The following is a 25,524-nucleotide window of genomic DNA, read 5'->3' as shown; positions in this document are numbered from 1 at the left end:
TGTTGATTCTAATGGTTAAAATTTCAGATTAAGACCAGCAGTTACGACCAGTGGATTAGGGTAACCAAAAGCGGGTGTTTCAGGATCTAAACCGGTGAACGACTTAGATTTATACAGTATAGCAAGGTTATCACCACCGGCGTACACCCTTAATGATTTTACTTTGATTTTTGAGAGCAGTGAACTTCCAAAGGTATAGCCAACCTGCAGATTACGCAATTTGAGGTAAGCGCCATTTTCTATAAAGTAAGTTGATGGCCTAGCTTCAAAATTATCGTCGGTAAGTGATACTGCGGGAATGGTAGAGCCGGTATTAGTTGGCGACCATGCATTTAATAAACGGGCTCCTTTATTAGATGAAGATTCTGTCGCACTCCAAAAATCTGTAAACAATTTTGCTTCGTTACGTACATCTACAGAACCCACTCCCTGCAATAGAAAAGACAGATCAAAGTTTTTGTAATTAATTGCGGCATTAAACCCATAAGTAAACTTAGGTAGTGGATTGCCGATCCAGGTACGGTCATAATCGTTGATCACGCCGTCATTATTCAGATCGCGGTAGCGGATCCGGCCCAAACCTTTTCCCGGCTGAGCCGCCGATGTGTTGACTTCTTGTTGTGTTTGATACAATCCATCTGCCACATAACCGAAGAAGGAACCAAACGTACGTCCGAGAATATTTTGTCCTCTGCCATCGCCTCCGTATGCGTTTACCACTTCACTTGGCAGCTTGGTTACTTTGTTACGAACAACATCAAAGTTTCCGTTAAGATCTATGCTCAGATCTTTTCCAATTTTGCTGCGGTGGCCTAAGCTCAATTCAAAGCCGCTATTTTGCATAGATGCTCCATTAACCCAGGTATTGCCGCCCTCGCCTAAAACCCCGATATATGGTGGCAGCAACAAGATATCAGAGGTTTTTTTAATGTAGTACTCTACCGTACCATATATTTTTTGATTCAAGATGGAGAAGTCCAATCCGAAGTTTGACATCGTAGTTGCTTCCCATTTAAGGTTTGGATTAGCATTTTGTGAAAGATAATAACCGGAGGGTAATACACCACTTTTTACGCCATTGATATCATAGGCTGTAATGTTATAGTTGGAGAGATAGATATTATATATGGCATTATTGTTGATTTCTTGGTTTCCGGTCTTACCCCAATCGGCACGCAGCTTTAACTCATCAAAAATATTCGTTTGCTTTTTAAAAAAGGGTTCCTCACTGATCCTCCAACCGGCTGAAACCGCAGGAAAAGTACCAAACTTATTATTTTGTCCGAATCTGGACGAACCGTCAAAACGGATCGTAGCTGATAACAAATACCTGTCCAGGTAAGAATAGTTAGCTTTACTGAAGTAAGAGAACAAGGTGTTTTTCGCGCCATAACCGCTGTTATCTTTAATCCCGGTACCGGCGTCAAGGTACATGTAATCAGGATCTTCTAGCACAAATCCCTCCCTTGATGCCATGAAAGAAGTGGTTTTATCACTATAAAACTCGGTACCCGCCACTGCATTCAGCCGGTGATTATTTTTAACCAGGTCATAGTTTACTGTATTGGTCCAGGTAAGCTTAACATTATGTGTTTGGGTATTAATTACCTTGTTTACATCGTTCACCAGGTAACCGCTTTGATATTTCTTTTGCCAGTTGCGGGCAGTATAATCGCCATAATCGATACCAACATTAGACCGTAAAGTCAGGCCTTTAGCCAGTTTTGCTTCTGCAAAGAAATTACCGAAAATTCGCAGGTAATCATAGTTATTCTGCTGATTGTCATTCAACACCCTTACCGGATTCTGGCGGTCATTCATTCCATCTACCGGCCCTCCCCAGCCTATGCCATCGACCGTATGCACAGGAATAATAGGCAGCGCCTGAATAGCAGAGTTTATGATATCGGCAGCCACTTCACGGGTCTTGGTCAAACTCAGGTTCTGCCCGATAGTGAGTACTCCACCAAACATTTTATAATCTGAGTTCAGCCTTGCTGAAATGCGGTTAAAATTAGTGGTCTTCACGATGCCTTGGTTATCAAAATAACCCAGGGACAACAAATAATTGCCATTCGGGGTTCCGTTGGATACCTGGGCGTCGTAGTTTTGAGTTACACCAACATGCGAAATCTCTTTGAACCAATCCGTATTTGCTGATTTGAGTGTATGGGCATTATCCAGATATTCTGCTACCATAATGTTATTTAACACCGGCTGATTGCTGACAGGGTCTACATTCCAGTTAAACTGGTAACGGAGCCCATTCGTATTTGGATCATAACCACTGTTAATATAGGCTTGCCAAAGTGTACGCCCGTAGCCTTGCGCATCCAGCATATCTATGCGCCTGTTATAGGTGGACAATGCGGTATAGGCATTTACATTAGCCTGCATAACACCGTTTTTACCATGTTTAGTAGTTACGATGATCACTCCATTGGCAGCCCTTGAACCGTAGATGCTGGCGGCGGCGGCACTTTTTAAAACTTGAATAGACTCAATATCAGCCGAATTAAGCTCATGCATACCAGCCTTGGTAGGCACACCGTCAATAATATACAAAGGGTCGTTATTATTCAAAGTTCCGATACCCCTGATCCGTACGGTAGTTGGCGAACTTGGAGCACCGTTACCGGTGATCAGCATACCTGCAACCTGTCCCTGGAGCGCCTTGATGGGATTGGCCACCACCTGCTTCTTCATTTCACCAACATTAGCTATAGCTACTGAACCGGTGAGATCTTTCTTACGCTCTGTCTGGTAGCCGGTCACCACTACTTCATTTAGTGATTTGGCAGAGGCTTCCAGAATCACGTCAAGTTGAGTCCGGCCTCCTATGTTGATCTCCTGGCTGTTAAAACCAATGTAACTGAATACAAGTACCGGGTTAGTTTCAGTTGTTGTTAATGAATACTTGCCGTTTACATCACTCGAGGTACCCGATGTTGTGCCTTTGACCGTGATATTTACACCCACCAAGAGTTCTCCTTTAGCATCGGTAACTTTTCCGGTCACCTTAAACGGATTTTGAGCACTTGCTTTTAGGAAAAAGCAAGGCAATAGTAGGATTAGTAGAAGATTTTTCAATTTCATCTCATGTTAATGGTTAATAATTAGGTTATTAGGGAAGGTGGTTAGCCTTACTTATTGGATAATGATCTTTACGGGCAAGTCTCACGTCATCGTAAAGTATATAATATAATTATTGGTTAGTTATTCAACTTTATAGTCTATGTATAAAAATGATGATCAAGATGCCGAGGCAAATTCCTGGTACTTCTTCCTCCAGATGAATCTTTCCAGATCAAATTTTGAGTAGTCGGGGCATGCACCTGATTGAGATGTAATGAAAGCCCCCATAGCCACCGCATAATCCAAAATCACTTCCAATGGTTCATTAGCTAATTTTATCGCTAAAAACGCAGCTAAAAAAGCATCTCCGGAACCAATAGTATCAGCCACCTCAATGGCATAGGTAGGGTAATCGTACCGTATTTGCCGGGAGTAATAAGTTGCTCCTTTGCCTCCCTTGGTTATTAACACCTCTTGGATTTGGAAACGGCTGAATAAAAGCTCTACTGCCTGTACTTCATTATTAATGGGTGCAGGAGATAACCATCGAACGATTAGCAAAAGTTCTGACAAGTTTAATTTAACCATGTCAGCCCTTTTCAAAAGATCGATGATAACGTCGTCCGAGTAATGTGGCGCACGAAGGTTTACATCGAAAACCCGGTAACGGGCAGACTCAATAAGAGTATATAAGGTGTCTCGGGTTACTGGTTCACGGGCACTTAAACTACCGAATACAATGCCATCGGCTTCCGATACAGCCTGCCCCATTTCGGTAGTGTATATGATCTGATCCCAGGCTACTGGTTTTACAATATCATAGGTTACTTCATGGTTTTCGGTAATTCGTGCTGATACTTCACTCGTTTTGTAAACCGAACTCCGTTGTACGAGATCTGCCGATAATCCGCTCATTTGCAGGAAAGCGATTAAATCATTACCAGCCTGGTCACGCCCAACGCTGCTTAGCAAATCAACCGTTATGCCTAACTTGTTCAGATGATACGCTACATTCATGGGCGCTCCGCCCGGATTGCGCGCTTCAGGTAAAACATCCCAAAGAATTTCCCCGAAACAAACCACCTTAGGTTTATAACTTTTTTTCATCATCTCCATTTTAATGCATAATTAAGTTGTCACCAATTGATTCTAATGAACGGCCCTTGGTTTCCGGCATCATTCGCCAAACAAAAATCAACTGCAATACCATCATAATAGCAAAGAAAAAGAAGGTTGTAGCACCACCTAATTTTTCGGCCAGGTAAGGAAAGCTGAACGCTATTAGTGCAGCCATAATCCAGTGTGTAGAGCTTCCCAGCGTTTGCCCTTTCGCACGTACCTCGTTAGGAAATATTTCTGATATGAACACCCAAATTACTGCGCCCTGCGAAAAGGCGAAAAAAGCGATGAAAACCATCACGTAAACCGGGATGGCGAAACCGCTGAATTGCCCCGAATAGAATGTTAATCCTACTAAAAATAGTGACGCGATCAATCCTACAGACCCAATCAGCATCAGCAAACGCCGCCCCACCTTATCAATCACGTTTATAGCGACCAAGGTAAATATGAAATTGATTAAACCAATGCCTACAGTAGACAACAAGGAGGAATGCGCTCCTAAACCGGCCATTTCGAATATACGGGGTGCGTAGTAAATTATGGCGTTAATACCCGACACCTGGTTAAAGAATGCAAATAAGACAGCTAAAATGACCGGTGCTTTATACTGCCCCGAAAAAAGACTGGTAGTTTTGCTATCAGCCGAAGTGAGGTTTGACTGTTGAATGGCAGCCAATTCCTGATCGCAGTTGAGTGGGTTGATAACACGCAATATTTCCAGAGCGCGTACAATGTTCCCTTTTTTTAAGATAAGCCAACGCGGACTTTCGGGAATAAAACGAATCAGTATAATAAATAACAAAGATGGAAAGGCCTGTACACCGAGCATCCAACGCCACGATGTTTCACCGCCTTGGCCAATAAGATAATTGGAAAGATAAGATATCAAGATGCCCAATACCACATTGAACTGAAACAACCCTACCAAACGGCCACGACGATCTGCAGGCGATACTTCGGATATATAGATAGGTGCGGTTACGGACGAAGTACCTACACCAAGCCCTCCTAAAAACCGGAAGGCTAAAAATACATACCAATTATCTGCCAGCGCTGTACCTATAGAAGATAATAGGTAAGCCAAGGCAACAAAGTATAAAGTATTTTTACGGCCAAATCTGTCAGACGGCTTAGAACCAAGCAATGAACCTATAACTGTTCCTATTAACGCAATAGATATAGTTAAGCCGTGCTCAAATACCGATAAGTTCCAAAACTGCTGGATAGACTTTTCGGCCCCCGAAATAACGGCAGTATCAAAACCAAACAAAAAGCCACCAAGGGCCACGACCATGGACCAGGCCAGAACGGAATGTTTCCTCATAAATTAAATAATAACTGGTTTACATTTCGAATATCGTAAGGAATATATTGGAGATGCTTCGATTTTGTATCAAATTTCTCTGTTACAGGCACACATCAACAACTAATTGACAATCAGTTAAATAAAATAATATCAGAGAATTTTACCCAGTAAAATCTTTGATTAGGTTACATCAATCTATAAATATGTATCATTTAAGGCCAGGTTGTGACAATCTTGGTATAACGGTTAATTTGAATTTGGAATCGCTTTGATTAAATTTGATCTGCTACCCTCGTACATCGATTATAAACTAACAGCAGCAAATATTTTTTTCTATGCTTTTACATACCATAAATTGGGTGAATTACTATCGCACGATGGTATTTCTTATCCTACTGTTTATTGTTGCCGGATGCAACAACGGCAAAAGGAAAGCGAATTTTACTATTGGATTTTCCCAATGTGTCGGGTCAGACTTATGGCGTAAGACTATGTTGCAGGAAATGAAAATGGAGCTGTCTTTACATCCCGGGGCAGACTTTATTTATAAGGATGCCGGTGGAAACAGCGATAAACAAATTCATCAGGTTAGGGAAATGCTTAACCAGGGCATCGATATTTTAATTATCTCACCGAACGAGGCGCAACCGTTAACACCTATTGTGGAAGAGGTTTACAATAAAGGAATACCCGTTGTTGTATTGGATCGAAAAACCACATCTAAACAGTACACGGCCTATGTGGGTGCCGATAATTACCAGGTGGGAAGAATGGCTGGTGAGTATATTGCCACCTTATCAAAGGATTCGGTTAATGTTGTTGAGATCATGGGGCTACCCGGATCATCTCCTGCAATTGAGCGCGAACGTGGCTTTAAAGATGGCATATCACGATACGCTCACGTAAAAATTGAGGCGAAAGTTTATGGGAACTGGTTAAAAAACAACGCAATTAAACAACTGTCCAAAATTAAACCACAGTTAGCCAGAGTTGACTATGTGTTTGCGCACAACGATGTCATGGCATCAGGTGCGCGCCTCTATCTGAATCAGTTTAGCAAAGCTAAAGATATTAAAGTAATAGGTGTTGATGCCTTGCCTGGACAAGGTGGTGGTTTGCAGATGGTAGCGGACGGGGTACTTAATGCCAGCCTGCTTTATCCTACCGGGGGAAAAGAAGCGATTGCTACAGCTTTTCAGATACTTCGCAAATCGCCTTTCAGCAAGGAGAATATCATGCAGTCACTGGTAATTGATTCCTCCAACGTCCAACTCATGAAAATGCAATGGAGCCGTATAAACAGTCAGCAACGCGATATAGATAAGCAACAAAGTCTGCTACAAGAACAGCGGGTTATTTATAATGATCAAAAGATTATCTTAAATATCATAGTGATCACGCTTGTGCTGGCCATCATTTTTGGAGGGCTTGCTTTCTTCTCACTCGTAGAAAACCGTAAGGCGAACAAGAATTTGGAAGCCAAAAACGAGGAAATATTAGCCCAGCGTAACCAATTGGTTGAAATGTCGGCCAAAGCGGAAGTTGCGAATGAGGCTAAATTTAATTTCTTCACTAATATTTCACATGAATTTCGCACTCCTCTTACCTTAATATTATCTCCAATTGATGAGATGCTCAAGGACGAGAAATTGGTTAAGGCAAGTGGTAAATCCCTTAAAATTGTTCATCAAAATGCCTTCAGGTTATTAAGCCTGGTAAATGAGCTTTTGGATTACCGTAAGTTAGAATATGATAAACAACAGATTCGATTGTCAGAAAACGATATTGTTTCTTATGTCATAGAGATAGCCGAATACTTCAGACACCAGGCGCAGCAGCTTAAAATAAATCTCATAATAACCTCTGAAAGCAAGCAGTTAAAGCTATGGTTTGATCCCAGAATGCTCGATAAGGTATTTTTCAATCTGATCGCAAATGCACTGAAGTTCAGTAACGAAAAAGGAACGGTAAGAATCTCAATTAAACAATGTAAAAACGAAGAAGTATCAGTAGAAGTTGAAGATAACGGGATAGGCATGACTAAAGATGAGACCGAGCGGGTTTTTGATCAATTTTATCAGGCTGATCATGCGCCAACATTAGGATCTGGCGTCGGACTGGCATTGTCAAAGGAAATTATAGCACTTCACCATGGCCGAATCGATATAGTAAGTGAAAAGTGGAAGGGCACAACATTTACCGTAGTGCTCCCGACCGGGAATAAGCACTTTGGAGCTGCCGAAACCAGTAGCGTGGAAGTATCAATTCCTAATTTAAATGAACGGTCATTACCTTACACTGTTGATTTAGAAAAAATATCTTCGAAAGCACCTTCAGATGGATTTAGTAAACCTAAAGAACATTCAGTTTTGGTGGTAGAAGACAATCCTGATTTACTAAATTATTTGGAAGAAAAGCTAAGTGAACACTATGATATTTATAAAGCAGTAAATGGGTTAGCAGCGCTCAATGAAGCAATTGAGCGGGTTCCCGATCTGATCATTTCAGATATTGTCCTTCCTGAATTATCAGGCAAGGGACTTTGTGAAAAGCTCAAATCGGATTTTAGAACTTCACATATTCCACTCATTCTACTTACCGCCCAAAATAGTGTTGAACAGCAAATTTCGGGAATTAATGCCATGGCCGACGCTTATATTACGAAGCCTTTCAATCTTGACTACTTAATTGCCAGCATACAGGGCCTGATCAAAAATCGTGTTAAACTAAAGGAGCATTTTACGGCTGAAACAGACCAAGCAGAAAAGTTGCCTTTGCCCAAAACGCTGGATAAGAAGTTTGTGAATGATTTTGTAGGCATTGTAGAGCAAAACTTGTCCAACGAAAAATTTGGCGTGGATGAAATTTGTACTTTATTAGGCATTTCGCGTGTGCAGGTCTATCGCAAAGTAAAAGCGTTATTAGGTTGTAGCGTGGCGGATTATATTGTGAACAGAAGGCTTAAAAAAGCCAAGAACCTGTTGATTAACGGTGATCTTACTATCGCAGAAATTACATATGAGATAGGATTTTCAAACCCAAATTATTTCTCAACTGTTTTTAAAGCAAAGTACGGCTGCTCACCATCAGAATTCAGGAAGCATCAATGCTTGTAATCAGTAAAACCCTCAAGCGGATATGGGCTTTCAGGTTTTCCATTTACGGAGAATATCCGATGTATTAAGACGGGTTTAAAATATCCAGTTAGGGTAAATAAAATGAAGATTTATATCATTTTGTGCTCCCACCGGAGCTAGAGCCTTATCTTGTAGTAAATTGAAATCAATTATTTATTTATCTCAAAACAACCAAGGTTAGGGATAGGTTTCGTAACCAGTAATATCCAAATTTTGGATTATTAAACTGAGTTTAAAAAGCTAATATAAATCTCTTAATAGTTCGAACCGTTATTTGCCATCGTTACTACCTTTCATTATCTAATCCAAGAAATTGGTTGGTAATGAATCCATCCCTTAACAATGGTCACTTTAAATTCAAACTTATTGTTTTAACAGGATTGCCCCGCTCCAAGGTATTATGCTTTTGCCATTGATGTTGCTGTTGAGCTATCAGTTGTTCTGTTTGCCAAACGAGCATTTTAGCCTCCAACCGGGTCAGGCATAATTTCTTATTCTCCAATTGAGACCGGGTATCCATCGCCATAACTTGCAAGCCGGATGGTAAATGGGTTCCCCGAACGGCAGTTTCTACCTTATTTACGTTTTACCCACCCGGGCCGGATGAGCGGCACGTTTCCAGCTTTACATCTTTAGGGTTCCATTGCATCAATTCCTTCACATCAAAAGCAGCTACGCCAACAAACCAGTTTTTACGCTTGTGGTATTTACGATATGGGCTTTGAGCTATCCATTGTACGGTGCCTGTCCATTCCTTTACAAATGTATCCAGGTTATCACCTGTGGCCATCATCGTTGCAGAGAGTAAAGTACCGTTTAATTCACCTACTTTATTTTCCAGCACGTCAATTTGAATGCTTTGTTGTTTGGCCTGCTTCATCAACAGGCTTTGCACGCAGGCTACAACCCGGCAGTATTCTGCCGGGCCTTTGCCTGAAGTGATCTGTTCGACGCCATTATCATTGGACGGTGTCACGCTAAATGAGCCTGAAGATCAGGGCGCTTATTTTTCAAACTATCCGGACATTATGAATTCGGTAAGCAAGATTTAGATTCAACGCGGCATCGGTACCAGCAAAAACGGCGTGGGGAGTTATGGCGGACGTGTACAGTTGTTTTCTCCATAATCTGGATATCTTGACGCGCCGGGGAATCACCATTACCGGCTGTGGCTGGTGGAATCAGGTATCGTCCGAAGCTATTACTTTGACAGCCAGGGCAAAGAAATCACACAGGCCTTTTACCTGGGTACTGATCTGATCTTCTTTTGGGAAGCCGGTACTATCGCTTTCTGAAAAAAAATAAGAAAAGTTGTAAGGTTGAAAGGGCGTGTCCGATTAAACCATAAAACGAAAAAATTATTAACCACTAATCCAAAAAATCATGTCGAACAAACTAAGATTTATTACGCTGACCATCTTGACGTCAGTTATTGCGCTGGGCTCCTATGGACAAAGCGTTAAAAAGGCTCCTAACATCGATCAGATCGTTCGAAAGTTCCATGTTAATTACTCCAACAACAACGTCGTAAAGAACGGTGAGCTTGTTGACGAAAACATCGTGGTACTTGTCAACGGCGGAGCTGAAAATAAGGTCAACGGTGCTACCTACAATGGCCGGGAACAATTTGTGAACTGGCTGAAAGGAGATAAGACCAAATTTCCTGATGGAAAGATCACGGATCAGGAAGTGATCGTTTCGGGCAACAAAGCTGCGATCCGGTTTATACTGGAGGGCACGCAAAAAGGTCCGATCCCTACGCCGAATGGACCAATTCCGGCCAGCGGCAGGCGCGTGGTAATACAGGCGACGGAATTTTTTACTTTCAACAGCCAGGGCAAACTGATCCATCTGGAAACTTTCACCAATGACCTTGGCCTGCTTACGCAGGTGACATCCAAATAAACCGGATCAGCTTTTAATCATTTCATAAAATCAATAAAAAATCATGAAATTACTATAAAAAATCATTGCGCTGGTACTTCTAGTGTCATCGTTTTCCCCAAGCGTCTTTGCGCAGGCCGGTAGCAAGCCGGATATCGACGCCATTGTTCGCCAGTTTCATGTGAACTACTCCAATAACGATGTATAAAAGAATAGAACACTGGTAGCCGACGATCTGGTTGTTCAACTTAACGGAGGCGCAGACAACAAACGTAATTCCTCGAATGTCTGGTCAACAATGAATCTGTCCAATTCGTGTACCCTTTCCAACAGGGTTTGTAAGGCAACTTTTGATGCGACCTACGATCCCAATACGGCCAGCAGCTATAACGATGCCATCAGCCATGCAGTCTCTATCGACGTCAGCAACGGTTTTAGCAATTAAGTTTAAAGGCCATCTTAAATAAAAGATGGCCTTTTTTATATTTAAGAAATGATCTGTTTGCCCGGGCTTGTTACTAACTTATCGCAGGTAGAGAGGCTTGTTGTGGTTCAGCCTTCGTTATTCTTTGGGCACAGGAATCCAGCCTTTCAGAAAATTAGAAATATTCTCCGCGTTAATGGTCATGAATCCTGCGAATTGAACCGCTTTTATACCCTTGGGTTTGCTTCCTTAATAGTGACCTTTGCCGTTACCCAGCACTTGTCATACGGTACTGTTTTTAATGATTTCCGCATGGCTTCCGTAATATGGATTGGGAACCATCTGGAACCAACCGCTGTACAACTCAGGATCGGTTTTTCCCGCGTAAGATATGGTATCTCCAACTTTAACGTTATGCAAGGCAATGGTGTAGTGGTAGTACATCAGTTTACTAAGGGAATAAGTTTCTTCTGTTTCTTCACCGAGGAACATGGCTTTGAGCAAAGCCGGAGTAGCCTCTTTGCCTGCGATCTGTAATTGCTGATAGTAAGTGGTGATCGTGAATTTGACTTGTTCCAGATAGGCATTGGTTTCTTTTGCCTCCGGTACTTTAGCTTTAAGGCCGCTATGACCGGCGTCCCAGTTTTCAACTTTCACATAATGTTTTAAGGCAAATCGTATCCGTTCCTTGTTGATGGTTACAGCTACGTAAACATTAGTTACGCCATCCTTTGCTTTTTCCTTTTTGATGGTGAAATGCACACCAAATGACTGCGATGTTCTCATCTTTTAACAGTTTTTAAATGAATAAATGATTAATTACATCCCGAAATCGTCATTTTCAGGGGGTCAGGAAAGGGGGCAAAATGTTTGTATTTCCAGTCTTTTTGAGTGTTTTATAATCCTTATTTAAAGGTATAACTATTTCTAATACAAATACTTAACCCTTTCTTGACCCCCAAAAGTAATAACTAATTCTGGGGGGCCGGATTGGTGTTCTGAATGCTGTATTCGTAAGGATTGAAAAGGGTTGGAATAAAACAAAAAACCCTCTAAATCAGCAATTTAGAGGGTTTTAATATCCGGGAAAACCGGAGTTTGTGCGCCCACCTGGGCTCGAACCTATTTCTTAAACCAACTGATTTTCAGTTAATTATAAAGCATTTCTCGTTTAAGGTAGTTACATAGGTAACACGCCCTATTGACTATAATAAAGGTAGGGAAAAAGTTTCTAAAATGCCTAAAAGATTTAAGTGTTATACTTTATTCGAAAAGTTACAACACTCCAAACATCTCTAACCACGAATTTATTTCTTTAAGATTCTTTCCATAAACATCTCCATCCGCGTAAGTTGTCACGTTCCCAGAAAGGTCCTTTCTATCTTTCGTAGATAACACGACCCTTCCTGTTCGATCGGTGACAGTTCTTATTTCATTCTCAAATATATCTTTGGACAATTTAATAGTGGCAATGGTCTGACCAGTACCATCGGTCAATGTTTGGTATTTATTACCAAGAATATCTGTGGAATTCTTGAGTGTTGCGATCACCATGCCATCATTACCGGTTGCCGTCCTGCTTTCATTTCCAAAAATATCAGTTGAGTTTTTAACGGTAGTGGTGCGGTGGTCTTGGGTGATCGCAATTGACCTGTTCCCAAAAATATCTGTAGATCTTTTTACGGAGCCAAGTTCTTCGCCGTTCTTTCCGTAGATTGACTTGCTTTTGTTACCAAAAATATCCGTTGAGTTCCTTACAGTAAAAGCGGATTCACCATTCACACTAATATCGGAACGATGATTTCCAAATATATCAGTCGATCTTTTTATCGACTTGACCTCCCGGCCGTCCTGATCAACTATCTTGGTATTTCTGTTACCAAAAATATCTTTAGAATTTGTGATCTTATAAATGACCTTCCCATAGTCGTCTTTGAAAATTTTAGTGGTATCTCCAAAGATATTCACCTCTTTATAAATGTTAAAATTTTGGGCGTGTGCGTGTAGCGAGATCGACAACACGATGTATATGGCGAAAATTTTCGCAGATAAGTGGATCATAAGGTAACGGTCTTTATTTTCTGAGCGGAAAATATAAAAATGGTTTAAATGTAATTGTGATTTTTTTATCGTGTTGACATAAGAATCTTGAGTCCAACTTGATTGAATTTAAGAGAAAAAAGATATTCTTATCTTTGCAGCGAAGATCTTCTGATCTATCAGACGATATAGGTCTCACTTGAACGTGAGTTAAAAGGGAACCATGGGAAGTTCATGGACTGTCGCGCAACTGTAAGTAACTATAGGCTTTGTCATTAATGTTCATTATCCAACTTTTAAATGGATGAGAAGGATGGCAAAAATGTTATAAGTCAGGATACCTGCCTGTTTCGGATGACAATGCTTTCGCGTCAAAGGCAAAAGTCTGTACTGGTATAACACTGCTCATTTTATCAGTTAAGTGGTGGTTGTGCATGTACATAATATTTTCTTTAAACGCATTTTAAGCATATAGATCAGGTTGCCTGCCGCTTTGTAGTAAAATACTCTGGCTGGTCATCTTGTTATACAAACTGCTGTTATGATGTTATGAGAGAAAATTTAATATTACCAAACGCAGGTAAAAAACTATTGCTGCATTCCTGCTGTGCGCCCTGCTCGGGCGAAGTGATGGAAGCCATAATGGCCTCAGGTATCGAGTTCAGCGTTTTCTTCTACAACCCCAATATCCACCCCAAAAAGGAATACGAACTGCGTAAGGAAGAAAATATCCGCTTTGCAGAGAAGCATGGCATCCCTTTTATCGATGCCGATTATGATGTGGACAATTGGTTCGAACGGGCTAAAGGAATGGAACTGGAACCGGAACGCGGCGTCCGTTGCACGATGTGTTTTGATATGCGCTTTGAACGGACAGCGTTATACGCCCATGAGCATGGCTTTGACACCATTTCGAGCGCTTTAGGTATCTCCCGCTGGAAAAACATGGAACAGATCAATGATAGCGGTCTAAGAGCGGCCAGCCATTATAACGGCCTGACCTACTGGACCTATAACTGGCGCAAAAAGGGCGGTTCATCACGTATGTTAGAGATCAGCAAAGACGAGGGCTTTTATATGCAGGAATATTGCGGCTGCGCTTATTCACTGCGCGATACCAATAAGTGGCGTATGGAGAATGGCCGGGAGAAGATCAGCCTCGGTGAGAATTATTATGGCAGTTGATCAGGATTGCTCAGTTAGAGTGCCTTATGTTGAAAGGCGGCTGGCTGAGTTTCATCGCTTATGGCGCCCTTTGTCAGGCCTTTCAAATCGTGGTGGCCTGCAAAAATTTGTTGATCTGTTAGCGGATGCGGCAGAAGCTTCACAGCGTATAGGAGAACTTACTGATGATCCTATACTGGCTGAAATTTTAAATTACCAGCAGCGATCAGCAACGGATGAAGCTTGCTGGCTGTTATTTCTTTATTGTTATATCGGCCGGTCTGGTTTATTGGACGCTATTCATCGATCCTGGAGTTGGGAAAAAGCCAGCGCTGATGCCGATGCTTTTGGAAGATGGCTTACAGTTAACCAGCGAGAATTGAAAAACGCAGGTAGCTTAAGCGCGGTACATAAATACCGGGCTTTTGATCAGCATCGTGCCAAAGCAATGGGTGAAGATGCCAAAGGGCATATTAGCTGGATCAAAGCCGCAGGAAGCCATGAAAAATTGTTTCAGAGTACTGCAGTTCAGAGTCAGGGCCAGCCGACCAAGGCTTTTGATAAGCTATATATATCCATGAATGAGCATACCGGCTTCAAAAGACAGATCCAGTTTGAATATCTATGCCTGATCGGTGATTTAAAGATCGCCGGCATTGAACCCGGGCAATTTTACTTTAGTGATATACTTCCGCTAAAAAAAGCCGCCAGGCAATTATTCGGCGGTAATCAGTCGGCAAAGATACCTGTATTTCAATTAAACGAATTAACGGTCGCCTTAGTAGGCTGTCTGGGTAATCCGTTCAGCATAACCGTTTTGTACCGGGCGTTGATGGATTGGGGCGAAGAAAAAATTGTTGCCGTCAACCCTAATTTCCGGCGATATTAAAAACTGATATTGTGCGTGTTTTTGATCTCGGCCATCACGAAAGTACTGTGCGTGCTGCCAATGCTTTCTACCGAACCTAATTTATTGAACACAAAATCCTGGTAGTGCTTCATGTCCCGGGCGAACACTTTCAGAAAGAAATCGTAATCACCGGAGATATTATAACATTCCACAACTTCGTCAATCTTTAAAATATCTTGTACAAAGCTATGGCCGACCTTGCGGTCATGTTGCTTCAACCTGATATTGCAGAAAACGATAAAACCCTGGTTGAACTTTTCGGGGTCCAGCAGGGCGATGTATTTTTTGATATACCCGCTGGATTCAAGACGTTTTACACGTTGCACTACGGGCGATGGCGTTAGATTTACCTTTGTTGCTAACTCCTTGATCGTATGACTAGAGTCATTCGCCAGTATTTTTAATAACCTCAGATCGATCTCATCCAATTGCTCCATAGCATAATTTACTTTTTGAAGAAGTAAAAGTAGCGCGAAACAGCATAATTATTCAATAATATTTTATTTTAAAGTAATTTCGGTTGAATTTACAAAGACTTTGCAGCTTTAATTGCTGTTTAATTAACTTTGAACGGAGTTTATACTCCGGTTCTTTACATATTTCAACGATCGGGAAAGGTTTTACTTAGCGGTAAATTAATAGGGAATCGTGTGCAAATCACGAGCTGTCGCGCAACTGTAAGTAACACAAAAGCTTTACCAAGAATGGTCACTGCGCAAGCGGGAAGGCCGGTAAAAGCCGTTACAAGTCAGGATACCTGCCTTTGCTGAATTGATCGATACTTTCGCGAAAGAGGTTATCGGACAGATCAACGTACGTTTCAAGGTGCCAAACCTTACCGGTATAGGTGTGCCTTATGCTGCCGTACGCCTTTCTCTCCTCTTTTTCGAAAGCATCCTGAACTATCGAGGAACTTTTTAATGATCATCAACCATTTAAAAAGTTAAAAACATGCTCACGCAAAATCTGGGTTACCCGCGCATTGGTGGCCAAAGACAACTGAAAAAAGCCAGTGAGAACTATTGGGCAGGCAAGATCGGTCAGGAAGAACTGACCGAAGTAGCCCGCAAGATCCGCGAAGAGAACTGGAAAACACAACTGGATGCCGGCATCGACCTGATCCCCTGCAACGATTTCAGCTTTTACGACCAGGTACTGGACACCAGTTCATTATTCGGTGTGATCCCGGAACGTTATGCTTCGGTCTCATCCGTAGCCGGGAATACGCAACTGGACCTTTATTTCGCTATGGCCCGTGGTTATCAGAAAGACGGCTTGGATATTACCGCTATGGAAATGACCAAATGGCTGGATACCAACTACCATTATATCGTACCTGAATTTACGGCGAAGCAGCAATTCAAATTATCATCGGAAAAAGTTTTTAACGAGTATAATGCCGCTAAAGCTGCTTTAGGTGAAAAAGCCAAGCCGGTGCTGATCGGCGCCGTAAGTTACCTGCTGTTAGGCAAGGAAAAAGAAAAAGGGTTTGAGCGTATCGACCTGATCAAAGCACTGGTGCCGGTTTATGTAGAGATCGTCAATAAATTAAAAAAACAAGGCGCTGTCTGGATACAAATGGACGAGCCTTGCCTGGCACTTGACCTTTCGAAAAAAGAAAAAGAAGCTTTTGAGTATGCGTATCGTGCCATCGCGAACCGTGTTAGCGGTGTAAAATTATTAGTAGCAACTTATTTTGATGCGTTACTGGACAATACCCAACTGGCGGTAAATCTTCCCGTAGCTGCTTTGCATATCGACCTTGTTCGTGCGCCCGAGCAACTGGATGAAGTATTAGCTTTGATCCCCGCTAATCTTAAACTATCCTTAGGTGTGATCGATGGCCGTAACGTTTGGAAGAACGATTACCAGAAGTCGCTGGCACAAGTTAACAAGGCTGTGGAGAAGCTGGGGGCTGACCGTGTGATCATTGCGCCGTCATGCTCTTTATTGCACAGCCCGATCGACCTGGATGGCGAGACAGCTATTGATTCGGAGATCAGGAACTGGATGGCTTTTGCTAAACAAAAATTAAATGAAGTTTCAGAACTGAAACAGATTGTTGAAGGCAACACGGCTTTATTAGAAGCGAACAAAGCAGCTATTGAAAGCCGTCGTACTTCAGGAAAAGTGCACTTGCAGGCGGTTAAAGACCGTGTCGCTGCGATCACCGAAGCGGACGCCACCCGTAAAAGCGCGTTCCCGGTTCGGCAGCAATTGCACCGCGAGCGTTTTGGTCTACCGGCATTCCCGACCACAACTATCGGCTCTTTCCCGCAAACCGACGATATCCGCCAGCTGCGCGCTAAATTCAAAAAGGGTGACCTGACGCTGGAGCAATACGAAAAAACCATCGAGGATGCTACCGTAGAAGTGATCCGCTGGCAGGAAGAGATAGGCCTGGATGTGTTGGTACACGGCGAGTTCGAGCGTAATGACATGGTGGAATATTTCGGTGAGCAACTGGATGGTTTTCTGTTCACCAAGAACGGTTGGGTACAAAGCTATGGCAGTCGCTGCGTGAAACCACCGGTGATCTTTGGTGACGTGAGCCGCCCGGCAGATATGACCGTGCGCTGGATCACCTTTGCTGCACAGCAAACCAACAAGCCGATGAAAGGCATGCTGACCGGCCCGGTAACCATCTTGCAATGGTCATTCGTGCGCGATGATCAGCCAAGGGATGTGACCACAAACCAAATTGCTTTGGCCATCCGCGATGAGGTAGTTGCTTTGGAAAAAGCCGGTATAGGTATCATCCAGATCGACGAGGCCGCCATCCGCGAAGGTTTGCCCTTGCGTAAAGCCAAACACCCGCATTACCTGGACTGGGCGGTAAAAGCTTTCCGCGTAACCGCCAGTGGCGTTGAAGACAAAACACAGATCCATACGCACATGTGCTATAGCGAGTTTAACAACATCATCGAGCATATAGCCGCGATGGATGCCGATGCTATTACCATCGAGACGTCACGTTCGCAAATGGAGTTGCTGCACGCTTTCGCGCATTTCGAATATCCTAACGAAATCGGCCCGGGCGTGTATGACATTCACTCGCCGCGCGTGCCAAGCACCGAAGAAATGGTGTCTTTATTGGCCAAAGCCGCAGACATGTTACCGGCGCAAAACCTTTGGGTGAACCCGGACTGCGGTCTGAAAACCCGTAAATGGCCGGAAACCAAAGCCGCTTTGATCAACATGGTGGCCGCTGCTAAAGAAGTACGGGAAAAGATCAGCGTAAAAGACACTCTTTAAATAATAGTCAAAGAATAACAAAAAAATACATGGAAAATATCCAGGATACCAACACAAGTGATTTTGTTTTCACGCTGAAGAGCACTTGTTTAGATGAAAATTATCACCCCTCCAATAAAACGCGCCTGACAACCAATTTTGCAAATTTGGCCAGAGGAGCTAATCGCCAACAAAACTTACGTAATGCCTTGAATATGATCAACAATCGATTCAATGCACTGGCTCATTGGGATAATCCAAAAGCGGATCGTTACCTGGTGGAACTGGAGATCATCACCGTAACTATGCATATTGATGATACAAGTGGAGTTAACGATCTGCCGATGATCGAAGTTTTAAAAACGAATATTGTTGACCGTAAAACCAGCCAGCGCATCGAAGGTATCGCCGGAAATAATTATTCATCTTACGTGCGTGATTATGATTTCAGTATTCTACTGGTCGAGCACAATAAAGATCGATCTGGTTTTTCTGTTCCTGAAAATTTTGGTGATCTGCACGGCAAACTTTATAAGTGCTTTGTCAATTCAGCCACTTATAAGGAGCATTTTAAGATGTCACCGGTCATTTGTCTGAGTGTGTCGAGCAATAAAACTTATATGCGTACGGAGTATCAGCATCCGGTTCTGGGTTCTGAGTACCTACAGGATCAATATTCGCTCACTGATGAATATTTTTCTAAAATGGGCCTAAAAGTCCGTTTTTTCATGCCTCCTAACAGTGTAGCACCAATGGCCTTTTATCATTCCGGAGATTTGCTTGCTGACTATACTGATCTTGGATTGATCAGCTCGATCAGCACGATGGAGACTTTCCAAAAGATCTATCGACCGGAAATTTACAACGCAAATTCAGTGGCTGCGAAGATCTATCAACCGAGTCTTAAACACGAAGATTATTCACTGACCCGCGTCGTTTATGACCGCGAAGAGCGTAGCAGGCTGGCTGTTGAACAGGGTAAATATGCAGAGGAGCATTTCATCAAGCCTTACCAAAATGTATTGGAAGATTGGTCTGCCAGTTTCGCGCTTTAATTATATAACACCTTAATATATTTTATGATAAAGAGATTATTGCCCACCTCGATCGTGGGAAGTTTGCCCAAACCTGCCTGGCTGGCACCACCCGAAAAATTATGGTCACCCTGGAAATTAGAAGGCGATCAGTTACTGGAAGGAAAACAAGATGCTTTGCGTATCTCGTTGCAGGAACAGCAATTGGCAGGAGTAGATATTATCAGCGATGGTGAGCAAACACGCCAGCATTTCGTAACCACTTTTATCGAGCATTTGAGCGGGGTTGATTTTGAAAATCGTAAGACCGTAAGAATCCGTGACCGCTATGATGCCAGCGTGCCGATGGTTGTAGGTGAGGTTAACCGTCAAAAAGCGGTTTTTGTGGAAGATGCCAAGTTTTTACGTAAACAGACCGCTCAACCTATCAAATGGGCATTGCCAGGCCCGATGACCATGGTCGATACTTTGTACGATGCCCATTACAAAAGCAGGGAAAAACTGGCCTGGGAGTTTGCGAAAGCACTCAACGAAGAAGCCAAAGCATTGCAAGATGTCGGTGTAGATATCATCCAATTTGATGAACCAGCATTTAATGTATTTTTTGATGAAGTAAACGATTGGGGAATGGCCGCATTAGAAAGAGCCATAGAAGGTTTACACTGCGAAACCGCGATACATGTTTGCTATGGCTACGGCATACAAGCGAATACTGATTGGAAAAAGACACTGGGATCAGAATGGCGTCAATACGAAGAAATTTTTCCTAAAATTCAATCTTCTAATATTGATATCGTATCGTTAGAATGCCACAACTCCAACGTGCCGTTAAATCTTATTGAACTGGTTCGCGGGAAGAAAGTAATGGTTGGTGCTATTGATGTGGCAACTAATACGATCGAAACACCCGAAGAAGTTGCTGATACACTACGTAAAACGCTGGAGTTTGTTGATATCAAAGATCTTTACCCAAGTACAAATTGTGGTATGGCTCCCTTAGCCCGAGACGTAGCAAGAGGCAAGTTAAATGCTTTGAGTGCTGGCGCAGACATCATACGGAAAGAATTTGGGATGTAGACCTATCGTAAACTCATATTGAAAAAGTTATTAGCAATTTTAAATAAAGCAGGTTTCGACGGTTTCCTGTTGATGATAGGCACAATGATCCTGCTTGCCTATTTTCTGCCTCAGCCTGGATTGATTAAAGAACCTGTTTCGTTGGAAGAGATCGCTAACGCAGGTGTGTCGTTGATTTTCTTATTTTATGGCATGCGACTGAGTTTGGAGAAACTCAAAGCAGGGCTTGCCAACTGGAAAATGCACATCATTGTCCAGCTGACCACCTTTTTGTTTTTTCCGCTTATCGTTTTGGCAGCTCGCCCCTTGTTCGTTAACAATGGCTTCGAGTTGCTTTGGTTGGGCGTGTTTTTTCTGGCAGCTTTACCGTCCACCGTTTCTTCTTCCGTGGTGATGGTTTCCATAGCCAAGGGCAACATTCCCGCCGCCATTTTCAATGCGAGTATTTCCAGCTTGATCGGCGTGGTGGTTACGCCGCTATGGGTCGGACTGTTCATCGCTTCGGCAACAGGCGGTTTTGATGTTTCTGCTATCGTCATCAAGTTAATCCTTCAGGTCTTGTTACCCGTCATTATCGGCATCAGCCTTAACTCTCGTTTAGGTGCCTTTGCCGAAAAGCATAAAAAACAACTTAAATATTTTGATCAGGCAATTATACTGACCATTATTTACACCTCGTTTTGTAAGTCATTTTCCGAACATCTTTTCGCGGGCTTCACCACCCTTGAACTTGCCGGCCTTGCAGTTGGAATGATAGCCCTATTCTTTATTGTATTCTTTTGTGTCGGACTGCTCAGCCGCTTGTTTGGCTTTTCAGCCGAAGATCGGATCACGGTCTTATTTTGTGGATCTAAAAAGTCGTTGGTACACGGCACGGTAATGTCAAAAGTGCTTTTTCAGCACAGCACCATCACTGGCATCGTGTTGTTACCACTCATGCTTTACCATGCCTTGCAATTGATCGCCGCCAGCATTATCGCCCAGGGCATGGCCCGAAGAAAAGACCAAAATCCGGAACTAAAAGCAGCAGTATGAAACTTTTAGAAAAAACACAGTTAGGTGGCATCAGCTTAAAAAATAGTATGGCCATGGCAGCGATGACCAGGGGACGTACCGATAGCAATGGCCTGGTGGGCGATATGACCGTAGTCTACTATGCCCAAAGGGCAAGCGCAGGTTTGCTCTTTACTGAGTCCATCAGGATCAGTGAAGACGCTACCGGCAGCCCGCTTACCCCGGGTATTTTCACAAGTGAGCAAATAGAAGCCTGGAAAAAGGTTACAACGGCGGTGCATGACAAAGACGGTGTTATCATCGCACAGCTTTGGCACACCGGTCGCATGGGGCATTCTGTAGACAGGAACGGCAAGCTCCCTGTTGGGCCATCAGCTTTGCCTATACGTAATATGCAGCATTTTACCTCTCAGGGACGGATGGATTACGAGGTACCGCAGGAAATGTCCATCGTAGAGATCGAGCAGACGATAAAGGATTTCGGGCAGGCTGCAAAAAACGCCATCGCGGCAGGGTTTGACGGGGTTCAGCTTCACGCTGCTAATGGCTATCTGCCCAACCAGTTCTTAGCTGAAAGTGCCAATAAACGAACGGATGATTATGGCGGCAGCATTCCTAACAAAGTCCGCTTTGTGGTGGAGGTGATGAAGGAATTGATCAGTGCGGTGGGTAGTGAAAAAGTAGGCATTAAAATATCGCCTTTTCATCCCTATGGTGATATGGTACTGGCCGACACTGCCGCTACTTATACCCACCTGATCGAAAAACTGAACGAAATGGACTTTGCTTATGTGGAGATCATGAGAGGCGGCTCCGCTGATAACGAGATCGAATTGTTTGGCAGCAAGATCCGCCAGACAGTTATTGCTAACGCTGGATATGACAAGGCTTCTGCTGAAGCAGAGCTTGAAAAAGGCATTGCAAAGCTTATTTCTTTTGGCAAGCTATACATCGCAAATCCCGACTTGTCTGAACGATTTGAAAAAAATGCCACTCTTAGTGAGCCGGACAGGGCAACAATTTATGGGGGCGGGAAACAGGGATATATTGATTATCCGCTTTGGAACGAGTAAATCCCACAAAATAAAAGAGAACGTATCAATCCGTAAGGACGATATCGAAGCATTGATTTCAATCGGCTTAGCTGATAAGTTATTTAAATAAAAGCCCCTTAACACTCGCTGCAAGGGACTTTCAACCTAAACTTTATCACAATTAGCCGTAAGTCAGGCTAAGAATCCGCAAGCTCACAAAATTTTGATTTTAGCGTAAACACAATCCATGGCCGCCAAGACATACTCTGTCTTTTATCATTCAACCGACGGTTTCTTCGTCTGCCGCACGGATTTTGATAACCTTGAAGAAGCGGAAAACTTCCTGTAATCCCAAATATTTTTTTTTGATGGAGCGACGTTTCACTTCATCCTGAAGGATAGAAGAACCTTAATTAAGGGAGAGCCCAGGGAGCGTACGGAAAAATTCTGTGCGGAGTCGATGCGATGTGCAGTGGAGATAACCGCGTCGGAGTTCAACAGATCATCATAAATGTACCGCCCCCTGTTTTCACCCAATATCATCAGCAATACGGAAACAGGGGGCGTCCTAAATGGGGCTGCGATAGCAGCCCGTCCGGCATTTTTTGAAGCAAGGGGGATTGCTCCCCCTTGTTGGCTTTAGTTGTAAATCAAAACTTCACTGCCTTGCGTTGCAAAATCACGGCAGAGGTTAAAGGCGGTTTGTGCCCGTTGTTTAGCCGTGCCGTCCATGATCGACTTAAATTTTGCTTCCTGGGATTTAAAACTGCGCACATTCTGAAAATAACCTGTTACCGCATTATAAGCACCAAACACCGTTCCTGCAGTCGTATCGATCTGCTGAGTTGGGCTTGCTAAAGCGTATTCATAAACGCTGTCTACGATATTCGTGTAATGGGTAGAAAGCTCGTCTAACTTGCCTTTAGCTAAATGGTCTAAAACCTCTTTATTAGGCGCCATTGCGATTTGTATCAGCTTTTTCACTTCGCTGTCTGTAATGCGGACCTTTGCCCATTGGTTAAATAAGCCTTCCATTTCGTGGCTCAACTCACGGCTAATGCCCATAAGGGTATGTGCTTGTTTTAACCGCTCGGCAGCAGATGCGGTATGCCGTATCTTAATTGCTCCTGAATGATTACGCATAGCAGCGTTAAGCGTATTATTACATACGATACGGATAGGTGTGAAAGCTGCGGTTATACTGCCTAAACCATCGTGTGACGTAGTTAAAAACAGATATTGCTCAATCCAGTCCTTAAAACCAACACGGATATAATCGGGCAGCTTGGCGGTAATAAACACCCGTTCGCCGTTGCCTAATGCGCCGGCGGTCTCATATAGGATACCATCGCCACCGCCAACGATCGCGTCAAAAAATGAAAATGCATCACGATTTTGCACTACTTCATAGTCATTGCCAACTACCCCTAAAACCTGTTCGGTGTCGGCCCGTACGGTGGCAAAAAAATTAGGTACTGTTATTTCAGGTATCAAAATATCATCGCTGCCCTCGCCTAAATGGCTAGCTGTGTCATACGTAAACAAAGGGCGTTTTTCTACGATATAGTCCAAACCTGCGTGCTGTATCGCTTCGCTGCTAGTGGGGTAACGGTCAATGATCTGCCCTAAACCGTGCCAGGCTTTTTCCTTTACGCTCATAAAGCTGTGTTTGCCTGTATTGCTGTTGAAATTGATCTGATGTGCCATGATATTAGTTTTTAGAGGTTCTTGTGTTTAATGGGATAATCTCGGTACGCAGCACCTTGACGTTTTCGGTGCCGGTAACTACTACGTCGCTGATTTGCAGTTCTGCAATTGCGTCGTGTATATTGGGGTGCGTGGTCTTAATGGTCACTTTCACCAGTAAAAAAATCTTGTCTTCCATAACCTTAATTTTGATAGGTATTCAAAAAATCACGGAATTCCATTTGAAATTGTGCGGGGTTTTCCTGCGCCAGCTGTTCGGCGTAACCTTCCCAAAAAATCTGGTCGGTCAGTTCTATAAATTGCTCGTACATGGGTTTGCTGTTTTAATAAAGTTTGAAAATGCCCCCGGTTAAACACCGGGAGCAATACTTGTTCAGGCGTTCGGAAAAACAATGTTAGCCTCAATGTCGGCTAGTTTTTCATGGCAGGCGTCAAAAATGAATTGTGCCACCATGCGTATCAGATTGGGGGTATTGGTCACGAACTCACGGCGTTTATCATCCTGAATAATAAGTTTGCAGCCTTGGTACGGGTTGCTTTCCAGTTCGTCGTTCTCCTCCTGTAGTTGCACCTCAAAATCTTCTAAGGTCTTAATACGGGCGATCAAGGCTAAACGCTGGATAGACAAGCGGTGCAGATCATTCACCGATTTCAGGGTTTGTTCTAAGTTGAGCGCAAACTTTTTAGGCTCAAATTTTACCTCTTCGGTTTTGGCGGTTTCGGGTTGTTGTTCTCCGTCCAATCCTTGTCCAGTTGTATAGGGCACAACGTTAGCGGGTTGGTTATCCACTGTAGCGGTGCCACTGGTCGCAGCCTGGGCAGGCGCAGCTTCCGCAGCTTGCGAATTTTCGGCGGGCTTTTCATCGGTAGTGTTTCCATGCTCTTTGGCTTCTTTGCTTGTTAGACTTGGGCGGTTTTGAGTTTTGTTAGTTTCGTTCGCTTTTGCTGCTGCACCTTGTACACCATTTGCATTTTTTTCTGCTGTTTTCATCTTAAAAGATTTTAAAGGGTTAAAAAATTTGTTTTCGCTTCCCTCCTTTCCCGAAGACTTCCCTTAAAAAGCTATTTTTCAAAAGAAAAAACGGTAAAAAAGAAAGTCAAAAAAGCGGTCGTAAGCCAGAGCGGGAGAACTATAAGTCCCGAAGGGTGGCCGCAGCAAAGCGGAGGACATTATGCGTTCGTACGTGAAGGCTGACCGAGATTGACGCCGCTTTTGTCCGTTTTCGTTGGAAAATAGCAGCTAAAAGAAGTCTCCTAAGACAATCAGCAAGGGCAGGAATGCAGGCAAGCGAAGCTTTTCCCGGCGTAGCGTAACGGAGCGGGTAAACGAGTGAAGTCCGGAATGATGCGCTTGCAGGACGT

The 25,524-nt window shown here is 43.2% G+C and carries 21 protein-coding genes, 1 pseudogene and 2 riboswitches; of the genes and pseudogenes, 10 read left to right on the top strand and 12 right to left on the bottom strand.

Features of this window, described 5'->3' with window-relative positions; all coding sequences use genetic code 11:
- Window positions 1-15: 15 nt before the first annotated feature.
- The 3 genes from AC3WJC_RS04730 to AC3WJC_RS04720 form a co-directional block, all read right to left on the bottom strand.
- A complete protein-coding gene (locus tag AC3WJC_RS04730; RefSeq protein WP_492397919.1) occupies window positions 16-3,018 on the bottom strand; it encodes a SusC/RagA family TonB-linked outer membrane protein in 3,003 nt (1,000 codons plus the stop codon).
- 234 nt (window positions 3,019-3,252) lie between these two features.
- Window positions 3,253-4,185, bottom strand: a complete 933-nt coding sequence (locus AC3WJC_RS04725; protein ID WP_492397918.1) for a carbohydrate kinase family protein — start codon at window positions 4,183-4,185, stop codon at window positions 3,253-3,255.
- A 7-nt stretch (window positions 4,186-4,192) separates the two neighbouring features.
- Window positions 4,193-5,521 carry a sugar porter family MFS transporter gene (locus tag AC3WJC_RS04720; protein WP_492397917.1) on the bottom strand — a complete coding sequence of 443 codons (1,329 nt, stop codon included), beginning with the start codon at window positions 5,519-5,521 and terminating at the stop codon, window positions 4,193-4,195.
- 317 nt (window positions 5,522-5,838) lie between these two features.
- On the opposite strand from AC3WJC_RS04720, the gene AC3WJC_RS04715 reads away from it, so the two are divergent.
- The gene (locus AC3WJC_RS04715) at window positions 5,839-8,619 is read left to right on the top strand and encodes a hybrid sensor histidine kinase/response regulator transcription factor (RefSeq protein WP_492397916.1); all 2,781 of its coding nucleotides are present in this window, start codon (window positions 5,839-5,841) and stop codon (window positions 8,617-8,619) included.
- 367 nt (window positions 8,620-8,986) lie between these two features.
- On the opposite strand, the pseudogene AC3WJC_RS04710 reads toward AC3WJC_RS04715, so the two are convergent.
- Together AC3WJC_RS04710 and AC3WJC_RS04705 are read right to left on the bottom strand one after the other, a co-directional pair.
- A pseudogene (locus AC3WJC_RS04710) lies at window positions 8,987-9,214 on the bottom strand (peptide chain release factor family protein); the annotation flags it as partial.
- 12 nt (window positions 9,215-9,226) lie between these two features.
- Window positions 9,227-9,616 (bottom strand): hypothetical protein, encoded by a 390-nt coding sequence (locus tag AC3WJC_RS04705; protein WP_492397915.1) that lies wholly within the window; start codon window positions 9,614-9,616, stop codon window positions 9,227-9,229.
- Between the two features lie 407 nt (window positions 9,617-10,023).
- On the opposite strand from AC3WJC_RS04705, the gene AC3WJC_RS04700 reads away from it, so the two are divergent.
- Complete coding sequence (locus AC3WJC_RS04700; RefSeq protein WP_492397914.1) at window positions 10,024-10,545, top strand: ester cyclase; 522 nt, start codon at window positions 10,024-10,026, stop codon at window positions 10,543-10,545.
- Between the two features lie 685 nt (window positions 10,546-11,230).
- Here AC3WJC_RS04700 and AC3WJC_RS04695 read toward each other — a convergent pair.
- Complete coding sequence (locus AC3WJC_RS04695; RefSeq protein WP_492397913.1) at window positions 11,231-11,734, bottom strand: Arm DNA-binding domain-containing protein; 504 nt, start codon at window positions 11,732-11,734, stop codon at window positions 11,231-11,233.
- 489 nt (window positions 11,735-12,223) lie between these two features.
- On the bottom strand, window positions 12,224-13,009 hold the full coding sequence (locus AC3WJC_RS04690) for a hypothetical protein (RefSeq protein WP_492397912.1): 786 nt from the start codon (window positions 13,007-13,009) through the stop codon (window positions 12,224-12,226).
- Window positions 13,010-13,161: 152 nt separating this feature from the next.
- Window positions 13,162-13,351: riboswitch (cobalamin riboswitch) on the top strand.
- Window positions 13,352-13,537: 186 nt separating this feature from the next.
- Between AC3WJC_RS04690 and AC3WJC_RS04685 the strand changes: the two genes are divergently transcribed.
- Window positions 13,538-14,173 (top strand): epoxyqueuosine reductase QueH, encoded by a 636-nt coding sequence (locus AC3WJC_RS04685; RefSeq protein WP_492397911.1) that lies wholly within the window; start codon window positions 13,538-13,540, stop codon window positions 14,171-14,173.
- Window positions 14,163-15,041, top strand: coding sequence for an alpha-glutamyl/putrescinyl thymine pyrophosphorylase clade 3 protein (locus AC3WJC_RS04680; RefSeq protein WP_492397910.1), 879 nt, complete (start codon window positions 14,163-14,165; stop codon window positions 15,039-15,041). Before AC3WJC_RS04685 ends, AC3WJC_RS04680 begins: the two co-directional genes overlap by 11 nt.
- Here the strand turns inward: AC3WJC_RS04680 and AC3WJC_RS04675 are convergent.
- Window positions 15,038-15,499 (bottom strand): Lrp/AsnC family transcriptional regulator, encoded by a 462-nt coding sequence (locus tag AC3WJC_RS04675; protein ID WP_492397909.1) that lies wholly within the window; start codon window positions 15,497-15,499, stop codon window positions 15,038-15,040. The two genes, AC3WJC_RS04680 and AC3WJC_RS04675, sit on opposite strands and share 4 nt — an antisense overlap.
- 161 nt (window positions 15,500-15,660) lie before the next feature.
- A riboswitch (cobalamin riboswitch) is annotated at window positions 15,661-15,841 on the top strand.
- On the opposite strand from AC3WJC_RS04675, the gene AC3WJC_RS04670 reads away from it, so the two are divergent.
- From AC3WJC_RS04670 to AC3WJC_RS04645, 6 genes are all read left to right on the top strand, one after another.
- Window positions 15,834-15,983, top strand: coding sequence for a hypothetical protein (locus AC3WJC_RS04670; protein WP_492397908.1), 150 nt, complete (start codon window positions 15,834-15,836; stop codon window positions 15,981-15,983). (Overlaps the previous riboswitch by 8 nt.)
- 30 nt (window positions 15,984-16,013) lie before the next feature.
- Window positions 16,014-18,317, top strand: a complete 2,304-nt coding sequence (metE, locus tag AC3WJC_RS04665) for a 5-methyltetrahydropteroyltriglutamate--homocysteine S-methyltransferase (protein ID WP_492397907.1) — start codon at window positions 16,014-16,016, stop codon at window positions 18,315-18,317.
- Window positions 18,318-18,346: 29 nt separating this feature from the next.
- The gene (locus tag AC3WJC_RS04660) at window positions 18,347-19,351 is read left to right on the top strand and encodes a DUF1852 domain-containing protein (protein ID WP_492397906.1); all 1,005 of its coding nucleotides are present in this window, start codon (window positions 18,347-18,349) and stop codon (window positions 19,349-19,351) included.
- 24 nt (window positions 19,352-19,375) lie between these two features.
- Complete coding sequence (locus tag AC3WJC_RS04655) at window positions 19,376-20,407, top strand: methionine synthase (protein WP_492397905.1); 1,032 nt, start codon at window positions 19,376-19,378, stop codon at window positions 20,405-20,407.
- Between the two features lie 18 nt (window positions 20,408-20,425).
- Window positions 20,426-21,442: a bile acid:sodium symporter family protein gene (locus AC3WJC_RS04650; protein WP_492397904.1), complete on the top strand. Its 1,017-nt coding sequence runs from the start codon at window positions 20,426-20,428 to the stop codon at window positions 21,440-21,442.
- The gene (locus tag AC3WJC_RS04645) at window positions 21,439-22,494 is read left to right on the top strand and encodes an alkene reductase (RefSeq protein WP_492397903.1); all 1,056 of its coding nucleotides are present in this window, start codon (window positions 21,439-21,441) and stop codon (window positions 22,492-22,494) included. The genes AC3WJC_RS04650 and AC3WJC_RS04645 overlap by 4 nt, the downstream gene beginning before the upstream one ends.
- 600 nt (window positions 22,495-23,094) lie before the next feature.
- Here AC3WJC_RS04645 and AC3WJC_RS04640 read toward each other — a convergent pair.
- The 4 genes from AC3WJC_RS04640 to AC3WJC_RS04625 all read right to left on the bottom strand — a co-directional run bounded on the left by AC3WJC_RS04640 (window position 23,095) and on the right by AC3WJC_RS04625 (window position 25,153).
- Complete coding sequence (locus AC3WJC_RS04640) at window positions 23,095-24,162, bottom strand: DUF932 domain-containing protein (protein ID WP_492397902.1); 1,068 nt, start codon at window positions 24,160-24,162, stop codon at window positions 23,095-23,097.
- A 4-nt stretch (window positions 24,163-24,166) separates the two neighbouring features.
- Window positions 24,167-24,340, bottom strand: a complete 174-nt coding sequence (locus AC3WJC_RS04635) for a hypothetical protein (RefSeq protein ID WP_492397901.1) — start codon at window positions 24,338-24,340, stop codon at window positions 24,167-24,169.
- Between the two features lie 4 nt (window positions 24,341-24,344).
- On the bottom strand, window positions 24,345-24,473 hold the full coding sequence (locus AC3WJC_RS04630) for a hypothetical protein (protein WP_492397900.1): 129 nt from the start codon (window positions 24,471-24,473) through the stop codon (window positions 24,345-24,347).
- 62 nt (window positions 24,474-24,535) lie between these two features.
- Window positions 24,536-25,153: a hypothetical protein gene (locus AC3WJC_RS04625; RefSeq protein WP_492397899.1), complete on the bottom strand. Its 618-nt coding sequence runs from the start codon at window positions 25,151-25,153 to the stop codon at window positions 24,536-24,538.
- Window positions 25,154-25,524 lie beyond the last annotated feature (371 nt).

This window comes from Mucilaginibacter sp. FW306-07-L (assembly GCF_058782065.1).
This window is presented reverse-complemented; position numbering and strand designations above follow the sequence as displayed.

Coding starts and splice junctions, on each gene's coding strand:
- AC3WJC_RS04725 (WP_492397918.1), bottom strand. CDS start 4,185: ATGATGAAAAAAAGTTATAAACCTAAGGTGGTTTGTTTCGGGGAAATT.
- AC3WJC_RS04720 (WP_492397917.1), bottom strand. CDS start 5,521: ATGAGGAAACATTCCGTTCTGGCCTGGTCCATGGTCGTGGCCCTTGGT.
- AC3WJC_RS04715 (WP_492397916.1), top strand. CDS start 5,839: ATGCTTTTACATACCATAAATTGGGTGAATTACTATCGCACGATGGTA.
- AC3WJC_RS04700 (WP_492397914.1), top strand. CDS start 10,024: ATGTCGAACAAACTAAGATTTATTACGCTGACCATCTTGACGTCAGTT.
- AC3WJC_RS04695 (WP_492397913.1), bottom strand. CDS start 11,734: ATGAGAACATCGCAGTCATTTGGTGTGCATTTCACCATCAAAAAGGAA.
- AC3WJC_RS04690 (WP_492397912.1), bottom strand. CDS start 13,009: ATGATCCACTTATCTGCGAAAATTTTCGCCATATACATCGTGTTGTCG.
- AC3WJC_RS04685 (WP_492397911.1), top strand. CDS start 13,538: ATGAGAGAAAATTTAATATTACCAAACGCAGGTAAAAAACTATTGCTG.
- AC3WJC_RS04680 (WP_492397910.1), top strand. CDS start 14,163: ATGGCAGTTGATCAGGATTGCTCAGTTAGAGTGCCTTATGTTGAAAGG.
- AC3WJC_RS04675 (WP_492397909.1), bottom strand. CDS start 15,499: ATGGAGCAATTGGATGAGATCGATCTGAGGTTATTAAAAATACTGGCG.
- metE (WP_492397907.1), top strand. CDS start 16,014: ATGCTCACGCAAAATCTGGGTTACCCGCGCATTGGTGGCCAAAGACAA.
- AC3WJC_RS04660 (WP_492397906.1), top strand. CDS start 18,347: ATGGAAAATATCCAGGATACCAACACAAGTGATTTTGTTTTCACGCTG.
- AC3WJC_RS04655 (WP_492397905.1), top strand. CDS start 19,376: ATGATAAAGAGATTATTGCCCACCTCGATCGTGGGAAGTTTGCCCAAA.
- AC3WJC_RS04645 (WP_492397903.1), top strand. CDS start 21,439: ATGAAACTTTTAGAAAAAACACAGTTAGGTGGCATCAGCTTAAAAAAT.
- AC3WJC_RS04640 (WP_492397902.1), bottom strand. CDS start 24,162: ATGGCACATCAGATCAATTTCAACAGCAATACAGGCAAACACAGCTTT.
- AC3WJC_RS04635 (WP_492397901.1), bottom strand. CDS start 24,340: ATGGAAGACAAGATTTTTTTACTGGTGAAAGTGACCATTAAGACCACG.
- AC3WJC_RS04630 (WP_492397900.1), bottom strand. CDS start 24,473: ATGTACGAGCAATTTATAGAACTGACCGACCAGATTTTTTGGGAAGGT.
- AC3WJC_RS04625 (WP_492397899.1), bottom strand. CDS start 25,153: ATGAAAACAGCAGAAAAAAATGCAAATGGTGTACAAGGTGCAGCAGCA.